This is a genomic window from Candidatus Borrarchaeum sp., from assembly GCF_019058535.1.
Classification (GTDB): Archaea; Asgardarchaeota; Sifarchaeia; order Borrarchaeales; family Borrarchaeaceae; genus Borrarchaeum; species Borrarchaeum weybense.
In genome coordinates this window covers 17,518-28,081 of record NZ_JAHPYX010000152.1, presented here as the reverse complement: position 1 = coordinate 28,081, position 10,564 = coordinate 17,518, and the positions used below count along the sequence as shown (strand labels likewise).

Sequence of the window (10,564 nt, the reverse complement as noted above, 5' to 3'; positions counted from 1 at the left end):
GCGGTGGGATACAGGCGAAATTTGTACGTGCGTTTCATCACAGGTCTTCCTCTGTTCCCCTGAGCTTCATATCACTAACGATAGTTAGTATCCGCAAACAGCTATTTAAACTGGGGGACACTACCGTGAAAGTGAAACCAGTCACAACACGCACTTCATCCCCCCAACACGTTGGGTGGGTCTTCTTGCGGAGATATTATAAAAGTCCTTTACTTGCGGCAATAACAAAGGGAACTCATCTGTATGCTGGAAGGAGATTTTCTCCCACATAAGTTTTATTCTCAGAATAGCCTATTATTGAACTGTGATACCATTTTGTTCCGCAATTTCCTGAAAGGTTTCGACCACATACTTAACTTGGTCCCATGAAAGATTGAAAGTATTGACTTTGAAGCTTTTTGAAAGCCCTGGATGGACTCCCATTATTTTTCTTTTTTTAAGTGCGTCATAAATGAAGAATCCTTTCCTTTTATGATGTTGAGCAACATCATGAAAACTTGGGCTCTCAAAATGGACTAAAGTATGCTCCTTTGGTTTAATTCCAAGTTGTTTAATTCCATCAATTTTTTGTATGCTTTCTGAAAAGTAACGGGCTTTTTCAACTTCCTTGTCCCAATGCTTAACGCGTTCAACAACTTTTGGAAAACTTGCCATCAAAGTTGCTAAAGGTGGTCCAAAGACAGGCGGACAACCCAAAATATGAATTTCTTTTGCCCCAAAAGTCCTTCCACTCCAGTCTCCTTTTATTTTCGATCTCTCGAAGATCTTTTCTGCCCATTCTGATGTCGTTCCAAGCAACCCAATTGGAGCTGAAGCGCTCATCGATTTGTGACCGCTAGCTACAAGAAAGTCTACACCTAAATTGCGACCTGAGACAGGCATAATGCCGACAGTATATGCTCCATTTAGTAAGAAGGGGACTCCATATTTGTGTGAGATCTCAGCAACACTTTTAACATCACTTAGGTTGCCATAATTATAATCTACATGCGTTAAAACTACAAGGGCAGGGAGTTTACCCGTTGAATCCTCAACTTCTTCAATTTTTGCTGCATAATCTTCTACATTTAGCAGAAAATCAGGATATCCACTATGAGGAACCTCTTTAACATTCAGTTTTGCCGCTTCTGCTGTAATATAAGTGGTATAATGTGCCAAACTATCAAGGACTATTGTGTCTCCAGGTTCGGTTATAGCCTCCATCACAGCTCTTTTTGCATGTCTTGCTCCTGCAGTTGGTCGCACTTCATCAACATCTAGAAATTTTGCTAGATCCTGTATAAAATCTACAACAGGTGGTTTCTTAACAGTAACAATTCGTGCTTCGAAACAGAAATCACACATTGAATAGCCATCACCGAAATCCAATAGAACTTTCTTGGCTTCAGCAGTTAATACGCCACCTCTCTGAATCGGGTGAATATTAATAAAAGATTCTTCTATGTTTCGAGATATACCACAATATCTTTGAAGTTTAGCTGAATCCATACATTGATCCTTCCTTTTTTAAATTATACCGATAATTGGTGTCAAAGTTGATATGTTTTTGGCTATTAACTAATTCATTCAAAAAGCGAAATGGAACGTGAAATATTATTGAGTTTAGGCAATTTTGAGGTTTTAATATGAAGATACTGATGTTCGATACTGAATATTTCTGGTACAAAACTTTTAAGAAAACTTTAGAAAATGTAGATGATATAAAAAAAGAAGAGAAGATAGAAAATACCGCTGTTTTTTTCATTCACGTTGAATCTAAAGATGAGGACAGAAAGAATAAAGTAATAAACCGTACAGTTAGAAATTTAAGGTGGTATCTAAATAAGATTGATAAAAATATAGTGGTTTTACATTCATTTGCCCATCTATCATCAAATAAATCATCTCCAGAATTCGCAATGGAAGTTTTTAAGGTTGTTAAAGAAAAACTGGAAAAACGAGGCATAAAAGTGCATGTCACACCTTTTGGATACTTTTATGAATTTTCGATCCACGTTCGAGGTGAATCCCTTGCGAAAGTTTTCCAAGAGATATGAAAATAGCACTATACGCGCAGACTTCAAGATTTGTTTAAAAAAAGAAAAAGTTTGAGCTCTGAATTAGTTACCAGAATTTGAGTAAAATATGCGTAGTCACTTCTGGAAGTGTATCTTTTGTAATTTGAATTGATGGCCCATCTAATTGTTGAATGTTTTCCTTATCTTTAATAAAATCATCTACAGGCTTTAAAGAGCTAAACATTCCACCCATCATGGGAGCTCGATAATGCATTGGAATATTTATTCTTGGATTTAGCTTAACTACTACTGAAGTAGCAACATCAGGTCCAATAGTGAAAAAACCACCCACTGGTATAAATAATACATCGACTTGCCCTATTGCACTAACCTCTTCATCATTCAGGTCATGACCTAAATCGCCTAGATGGCAAAAAGTTACACTTTCCAATTGATAAACATAAACACTATTTTTTCCTCGTGAACCTTTTCTCTTCTCGTCATGAAATGTCCCAATTCCCCTAATTTCAAGTCTTTTTAGATTCTTTGTCCCAGCAAATTCTTCCAAAATTTCTGAATCTTCCTTCTTAACCGCATCTGCGTTATTATGATCCCAATGTGAATGTGAGCACAGAATTATGTCCGCTTCAGCTTTAGGATCAGGAATTCCCGGAACACTCCCAAAAGGATCATGAACGATTGTTAGACCATTTCCTCGCAATTCAAAGCATGAATGTCCATGCCAAATAACTTCTACCACTTTAGGAACACCTCCAAATACCTATCTTATGCTCTTGTTAGAGCAATACTCACATATTGTTAAAGGCGTTTATAAATAAGCTCCGTTTAAGAATGATACTCAAGGAGATTCCTTCCTTTTGGGCAGTATGGTTTACTAGTAGCTGAGAAAGAAAGCACCACAGCTTCAGCGTGGTGATGAATTGCGTGAGTGAGTATTCACTTTCATCACGTGCATCGATGGGTCTCCTTAACGTTATATAGGTGGTATGAGGAAGGTATCAATAACAATTGGAGGGATCATGCGCACACTTGCAAACAAAGTGCATACTCCGATTGCCTCACCATCGTTAGCCGTACCTACGGGGCGTAGGGATGTTAAGCCTGTGGAGATAAGACCTCCGTAACCCGCCAGGGGATCGAGTCTGTCGTTGAAGCAGGAAGCCTCGAGACTTTAGCACGAGGTAGCTCACTTCAAATCGTCTAAGAATACGCGAATAAGAGCACCAAGACCATGCTCTTTAATGATAGTTATATAACCATACCTGTAGGCAAGAAGTCCAAGCAAAATAATACCCATTACTTCGCAAGTAAGGGCGTAAGGTGAAGATAAAATCCTAAATGGGTCCAATGTTGAATACGGGAAGTCGTATTGAATAATCGGATAGAGCCAAGGGAGAAAACCACCAGTATCTTCAATTAAATGAGCAATCCAACCAAAATATAGTGATGAGGCTAATCGTTTGTCTTTTCCAAAAGATTTCAGTAAAATGCCAACTAGGAAACATATAGTAGTACCAATAACTAGACTATGGCCAATGAATCTACCATGCTGAAAAACAAATTGACCAAAACTCTTGTCAATAATATCAGGAAGAAGAGCCCCAAAAGCTAGGGCATACGAATTGATTTTTTCGCGTAGAGAAGATGAAGAATGGAAAAAGGCAAGAGTAAATCCAAGATGACCAAAGGGATACATTATTTGATGCCTCTACATTTTTATTAAACATCGCTATCTTACAAACTTTAAAAATCTTTTCATACAAAAACTCTTCTGAACAACTCTAAGCTGCTAGAAGCAATTAGATAAAAGAATTGGAAAGTTAACTTGTATGGAACAACTACAAGGTGGTCTATTGATGTTTTTGAATTTCTCCTGAGTTTGTAAATATAATACCTTCTTTTGTCATTTCTTCCAATACATTTGAAACAATACCTTCGGGTGCTCCAACAGGCTTAGTAAGATCAATAACAAACACAACTTCAAATTCTAGTTTTTTTCCATCTATTGCACTTGAGAAGACACAATAGTCTAATGCTAAGCCACAAACGAAGATCCTCTTAACACCTAAAGTACGTAAATATCCTGAAAGACCTGTTTCAGTCTTTTTATCATTTTCTAAAAAGGCTGAATAACTATCAATCTTTGGATTAGTTCCTTTGTGGATAATGGCATTTGAAAACGTAGTATCTAAGTCAGGATGGAAATCTGCGCCAGTAGTACCTTGAACACAATGATCAGGCCAAAGGATCGGGCCAATTCCTTCCGTAGAATATGGTTCATAAGGTTCTTTTCCCTCATGCGCGCTTGCAAAAGAATGATGACCTGTAGGATGCCAATCTTGGGTTAGGACAATACAATTTCCAGTATTGTGAAATTTTTCAGCTAATTGATTAACATCAGATATAATAATATCTCCTTCTGCAACAGGTAAGGCTCCAGAAGGCATAAAATCATTTTGCATATCGATTATAATTAGAGCATCGTTTGGTTGAATTTCTATATCTTTCTTTATTTTAACATCTGAAATTTGCATATGCATCATCTTTGAATTTATTTTACGGTTTTATTAAGAACAAATATTTAGTCCTTTTGGTGATCCCAATCTTTACATTATATTTTAGAAAAATCTAGTACAATATGAATTCGTATAAATATTAAAATAGAAGGAGCAGGCTCAATTGTCGACATATAACCTGTTTCTTTAAGTGAAGTCTAAATCTTCTCGCGGAAGATTTTCTGAGAAAATTCTTAAATAATAGCTCCAAGAATAATGTGAGATTGATCTAAGCTATAGATTTGATAAGAAGATTTCATTCGATCAGGGGAATACGATCTTAGAGATATTATAGTATACTACTTAATGATTATAAGAGGCGAGAATATGACACAAGTAATTGCAATACTTCAAGAAGGAGGCATATGTGTATTCAATCGATCTTATTGGCAACTGGAAACTAATCCAGAACTACTTGGTAGCTTTATTTCAGCAATTTCAGAATTTGTTAGATGCTCTTTTGGATTGGTTCTTGAGGAATTTAAATGTCAAGGATATAGGACATTCATTTTTCCATTTGAGAATAATCATTTAGTAGTAATTACTGTTGACGATCAAAACGTGCCTTATGAGTTTTTGAAAACCAAAACACTGTTGTTAGCTCAGCAAATTTGGGAAAAATTCTCTGCAAAATTTGCTGGAATTAAAGGCGATTTAGTAGAAATTTCACTTCTAGAGCAACTAAATGCTGAAATCGATGAAATTGTTGGTATGAGCGGGATTACTTTAAAAACTGCTAGAGAAAAGCTCATTGAAGACTTACTTACATGAAGTAAACGTCTGCTGCCATTAAAAAACGGCATCACGAATTTTCAAAGACAATCAAAGACAATATGAGATGAAAAATAAGATATATTTTTCGCTAAAGGTTCCGTATCATCAAAACACTTCCTTTCCAAAGAAAAATAGTACAGTTTTTGCTGTATGCAAGTTCTGAAATCCTTTTATATGACAATTTCATGTAAATTTCTCCAAACGAAAGGGCGACAAATTGACTATTTTTTTATGTACTATACTGTTCATTTCAGTTAAACATAAATTAAACTTAATGTCAGAATTTTTTTGGAATGTAAAGGACTCAAAATGATATATAGTTTTTTTATAGAAGATTTTTAAAGTTTGTAGGGATCTATCAGATATATTCTGAAGATAATAGATTGGAGCTCGTTCAACAAGAATTCTTTCAATGGGGTGTAAGAACTGACAGAAAGCCAAGCATTAAAAGAGGGATTCCGAGTATATCTCCCAGAAGAAGAAATACATACCGAGGCTATCGATGAAATTATTGGTCTTGAAGAAGCAAAGAAGCAACTTATAAGCATTATCAAGACCATTCACAAAGATAATGTAGAACAACTAAAGGAATGGGAGATAAAAGCAGGAGGGACTGCACTTATTGTCGGTTTACCTGGTATGGGCAAAACTTCACTTGTAAAAGCACTAGCAAAAAAGGAAAAACTACCTCTTGTTGAAATGAATGTTGCAGATCTACTCATTACATTTCCTAACCCAACCGACATCAAACTGATTTTAAATAGACTTCATACCGTTGTAAAAGATATTGGCCCATGTATCATACTTTTAGAGGATTTCGAACCAACTGACTTATCTACTATGGATGATATTGAAAGTATTCGCAGAATCATTTACCAATTTATAAAAGAATTTAATGTTATTTACAAAAACGATCCTAGACTTTTAGTCGCAGTTATTAGTTACCCGATTAAAGAAGAAGGGCTTCTCAACTTCTTCGATTATCAGATTGTTATTGATGAATTAGACGAAAATGTGCGATATAATTTATTGAAGAAATATCTTGAAAAAACGAAGCTTGACTCCACAATTGATTTAGAAAATCTTCTTCATAATTATTCGTCAGATGAAGTAACAGGCGGCTTTTCTGGAGAAGATCTTAAAAAACTTGTTCAAGGGGCTGCATATCAGGCAATTTATGAAAATAGGAAGGAAATAATTGAAAAAGATCTTGAGGAGTCATATCAACAACTCGTAAACATAAATCATGGCGGTTTGCAGACAAGTACTACAAAGATATGTAAAAAAAATGATAACGAAGAAAATGTTGAACCTCCTCAGAAACTGGAAGCTCTGGAAATTGAAGTAACGCGCTTAAAATGGATGATTAGTGCAACTAGTCAAATGATACATAATGCTTTGAGACTTGCATTTTCTGATAACCGTGAGTTTGTTATACGATTTTTTGAACGTTTTGAAAAGGATCGTCGTCCATACGCTTTACATGAAATTGCCCATATTACTGGAATGGACGAAGATGTGGTAAAAAAGGTGTTAGCAAAGAAATATTTTACAATGCTTTTCCCAAAGCTTTCTAAGAAAGGAAGAGTTGTTGCATTTGACAGGGAATTATTAGAAAAAGTTGCTGATGAATTCACGTTTGTAAATAATAAATCTTGAATTGTGGTCTATTATGGTCTATTTAAAAAGCATGACCTTTACGAATTATAAATCCTTTTATGGTTCACGAGAGATCAGATTCACAAAAGGCTTTACCCTGATACAAGGAGCTAATGGGTCTGGGAAATCAAACATCTTAGACGGCATTTCATTTGTCCTTGGTGGTCGCGACGAAAGAACCGATAAGGTCCTCGAAGTAATCACTCGTCGTGCTGGAAAATATTTGACTAATTCTGCCGAAGTAAAAATAACTTTTGACAACAGTGACAGAAGGATCCCTTTAGACAAAGATGAAATTACAGTACTACGTCAAATTCGATTGACGCCGAAGGGATCTCACTATAGTGTCTATAAGCTAGATGATGAGGCTATATCTCTTACAGAAATTCTTGAGTGCCTTGCAAAAGCAGGAATTACAGCAGAAGGTTATAATATCATCAAGCAGGGGAGAATTGTTGAACGTGCTACAGAAGATCCAGATAGTCGAAGACAGTTGCTTGAAAGTATTGCAGGTACGGCAAGATTCGATGCTGAGATAAATGAAATTGAAGCCCGAATTCTTAGTATTGATGACAAATTACAACAATTGGACCTTTATCTAGGAGATTCTTATAGAATTCTTGAAGGCTTAGAAAAAGAAAAGAACAGAACATTGGAATTTGAGGAGATAGATAAAAGATTAAGAAAGCACAAAGTATTACGATTTAGGCATATGCGACAGCACCATAAGAATGAACATGAGAAACTTAACAAAATAAAAGAAGAACAAGAACACAAGAAAGAGATCTTAACTAAGAAAATTGAAAAATATGCAGAAAATACGCAGATTCTACAAACACAAAAAGAAGCGCTTGAAGCAGAAGAAAGGAGAATTGAAAAAAATAAAGCAAAAGCATCAGGAATAATTGAAGGATTTAAATCTGAACTGAATAGATTAAAAAATGAATCTAAAGTTCTTGATCTTAGAATTTCACAGATAAAGACCCAAAACGAACAGTTAAATTCAGAAATTGAAACGATTAATCAAGAAATTGAAAAGTTACATAAGCTTTTCGAAAAGAAAAATGCACAAAAGAGTGATTTAGACTCGGAACTTAATTCTTTAACCGAAAAAACGAAAGAATTTGAAGAGATGTTTGAAACAGCGAAGAAAGAAAATGAAACACTTGTTCAAAACCAATTAGAGATAAAGAAAAAGAAAGATGCACTGAATTATTCAATTAAAATCCTGAACAATGAACTAGGAAATCTTGCTAAAATAATTGATGAAAAGACACGTCAAAAGGAAAAAGCCTTTAAGACACTAAATAATAAAAAAATAGAATTAGAAAAGAGTAAACAAGAAATTATTACACTTGAAGAGAGATTTGATAATGAATCTAAAGAATTAGATCAAATCAGTAAAAAAATAGAGCCTTTGAACCAAGAAGTTGAAAATATTCAGGTAGAAATCGCAACAATTCAAACAAAGTACAATGAACTCAAAGAAGAACGTAATACACTACAGGAATTAATTAAAGAAGGAAAAATCAAATATGATAAGGCGGTAGAAGCAGTTCTACAAGCACGAAATTCAGGTCACATACAGGGAGTTCTCGGTACCCTCATAGAATTAATTGAAGAAGTTGATACTCAATTCGTAGATATTATTGAGAGTGCGATCGGCCCAGATAAATTGCAGGCGCTGGTAGTAGAGGATGAAAATCTCACTGAAATTATTGAATTTTTGCATAGGGAAAAAATTCCTAGAGTGGTATTACTTCCACTCCGAAACTTAAATGGGAATGAAAGTGGCCGATCGTTTCCAGAAGAAACAAAAGATTATCAAAAGATAAAAGATTTAGTTACTTTTAAACCTGGATACGAGCATTTAAAAGAAAATGTCTTTGGAGACATCTTAGTAATCGAAGACTTACCTACTGCATTAAGTTTTAGTGATTTTGGTGCAATAACATTAAACAAAGACTTAATTCTAAATGGTGCAATTATCAGTGGTAACATGGACTCGCGGTTTCTTACAACAAAATATAATAAAGAAAAATTAGAGAAATTAAAGCAAGAACTTTTAGAAACAGAAACAAAACTTGAAGAGATTAAAAATAAGCTAAATATTAAGAAAAAGACTTTTAATGATTTAGAAAAAAAGAAAAGTACACTACAGGGTAACCTAGGTTCAATAAGAGGAAAGAAGTCAACACTAACAGAAGTTCAAAATCAAATATTAAATGAAGTTGCTCTTCTTAATGAAGAACTCGAAACTATTGACAAAGAAATTGAAACCATTAAAAAAGAAAAAGATGGAAAGGATATTGAACTCAAGAACACTGAGAATAACTTTGAAATGATTCAAGAAGCAGCACAAGTTATAGAAGAGGAAATCAAAAAAACACAATTCCAAGAACTTAAGGAATCTCTTGAGAACATTAGAAAAGAACTTCTGAATACGGAACGTAGTATTCTAACAACTGAAAAAGAAATTGCCAAACTTGAAAATAAGCAAGAAAATACAGAAATGATGAAAGAAACGAAGGAGTTGCAAATCAAAGACAACAGCGAAAAGATTAATGCAGCAAAAAATGATCAAACTCAACTATCAGACAAAATTAAAGAAATAAACGAACAGATACTGAAACATGAAGAAGAAATATCCATTTTAGAAGATGAAAGGCTTGCATTAAAGTCCAAGTTAAATAATTTAGTGACACTAATAAAAACTGAAGTAAAAACTGAAGAAAAATTGGTTAACGAAAGAAATGAGCTAGACAAAAAACTCTATCAGCATCAAATAAATATTTCTTCATCTCAGCAGGAAATAAATCGTATTGATGAGGAGATTAGAAAACTAAATATCCAGGTCCCAGAAGATGATATTCAGACTCTTGAGGATGTTTTAAAGAATATAGAACAACTTGAAATGGAAATAGGCAAACTTGGACCTGTAGATCCAAATGCTATTAAGAAATATGATATGGAAGCCAAAAGACGCAAAGATCTATTTCAAGAGAAGAAACAAGTAGAAATAGAAAAGAAAGAGATAGTTAAATCGCTTGAAGAGATTCAAAATCAAAAGAAAATCTTATTCTTGAATACATTTGAAAAAATAAACCGCCACTTTGGTGAGATTTTCAAGGTACTTCATGGGGGAGGATCGGCAAAACTTGTACTCCTAAATAAAAAAGATCCATTAGCAGGCGGTGTGAATATCGAAGTTGACGTAGGAGCAGGCAAAATAAGTAAACTTATTCAGTTAAGCGGTGGTGAGAAATCAGCGACAGTCATTGCATTGATTTTAGCAATTCAAGCCTATGAACCCGCTCCTCTTTATTTATTAGATGAGATAGATATGCATCTCGACGACGTTCACAGTGAAAATCTTGGAAAACTTCTAGCAGGATATTCTGAGAATGCACAATATCTCGTAATTACACCGAGAAATGAGTATTTACGCACACATGCAGATAGAGTATACAGTCTATGGAAAGAAAAAGGTGTGACACAAGTAGTTTGTCGAAAAATTGACGATTATAGTTTCTTAGAGGCGTCTGTTTAGCGGCGATA

Annotated in this window: 10 protein-coding genes; 6 read left to right on the top strand and 4 right to left on the bottom strand. The window is 34.6% G+C overall.

The window, feature by feature from the left end; all coding sequences use genetic code 11:
- Positions 1–272: hypothetical protein (locus QVB70_RS09105; protein ID WP_287585417.1), on the top strand; the 272-nt coding region annotated here is incomplete at its 5' end.
- 22 nt (positions 273–294) lie between these two features.
- Here the strand turns inward: QVB70_RS09105 and pscS are convergent.
- Complete coding sequence (gene pscS / locus QVB70_RS09100; RefSeq protein ID WP_287585416.1) at positions 295–1,488, bottom strand: O-phospho-L-seryl-tRNA:Cys-tRNA synthase; 1,194 nt, start codon at positions 1,486–1,488, stop codon at positions 295–297.
- A gap of 137 nt (positions 1,489–1,625) precedes the next feature.
- Here pscS and QVB70_RS09095 point away from each other — a divergent pair, with 137 nt between their 5' ends.
- Positions 1,626–2,036: a threonyl-tRNA synthetase editing domain-containing protein gene (locus tag QVB70_RS09095; protein ID WP_287585415.1), complete on the top strand. Its 411-nt coding sequence runs from the start codon at positions 1,626–1,628 to the stop codon at positions 2,034–2,036.
- 67 nt (positions 2,037–2,103) lie between these two features.
- On the opposite strand, the gene QVB70_RS09090 is transcribed toward QVB70_RS09095, so the two are convergent.
- On the bottom strand, positions 2,104–2,757 hold the full coding sequence (locus tag QVB70_RS09090) for an MBL fold metallo-hydrolase (protein WP_287585414.1): 654 nt from the start codon (positions 2,755–2,757) through the stop codon (positions 2,104–2,106).
- A 247-nt stretch (positions 2,758–3,004) separates the two neighbouring features.
- Here QVB70_RS09090 and QVB70_RS09085 point away from each other — a divergent pair, with 247 nt between their 5' ends.
- Positions 3,005–3,142, top strand: a complete 138-nt coding sequence (locus QVB70_RS09085; RefSeq protein WP_287585413.1) for a hypothetical protein — start codon at positions 3,005–3,007, stop codon at positions 3,140–3,142.
- A gap of 62 nt (positions 3,143–3,204) precedes the next feature.
- On the opposite strand, the gene QVB70_RS09080 is transcribed toward QVB70_RS09085, so the two are convergent.
- Positions 3,205–3,714 (bottom strand): metal-dependent hydrolase, encoded by a 510-nt coding sequence (locus QVB70_RS09080; protein ID WP_287585412.1) that lies wholly within the window; start codon positions 3,712–3,714, stop codon positions 3,205–3,207.
- A gap of 154 nt (positions 3,715–3,868) precedes the next feature.
- Positions 3,869–4,552 carry a bifunctional nicotinamidase/pyrazinamidase gene (gene pncA, locus QVB70_RS09075; protein ID WP_287585411.1) on the bottom strand — a complete coding sequence of 228 codons (684 nt, stop codon included), beginning with the start codon at positions 4,550–4,552 and terminating at the stop codon, positions 3,869–3,871.
- Between the two features lie 348 nt (positions 4,553–4,900).
- On the opposite strand from pncA, the gene QVB70_RS09070 reads away from it, so the two are divergent.
- From QVB70_RS09070 to QVB70_RS09060, 3 genes are all read left to right on the top strand, one after another.
- Positions 4,901–5,344, top strand: coding sequence for a hypothetical protein (locus tag QVB70_RS09070; protein ID WP_287585410.1), 444 nt, complete (start codon positions 4,901–4,903; stop codon positions 5,342–5,344).
- Between the two features lie 429 nt (positions 5,345–5,773).
- Positions 5,774–7,006, top strand: coding sequence for an ATP-binding protein (locus QVB70_RS09065; RefSeq protein ID WP_342766557.1), 1,233 nt, complete (start codon positions 5,774–5,776; stop codon positions 7,004–7,006).
- A 13-nt stretch (positions 7,007–7,019) separates the two neighbouring features.
- Positions 7,020–10,556 (top strand): chromosome segregation SMC family protein, encoded by a 3,537-nt coding sequence (locus QVB70_RS09060; RefSeq protein WP_287585409.1) that lies wholly within the window; start codon positions 7,020–7,022, stop codon positions 10,554–10,556.
- Positions 10,557–10,564: the final 8 nt, after the last annotated feature.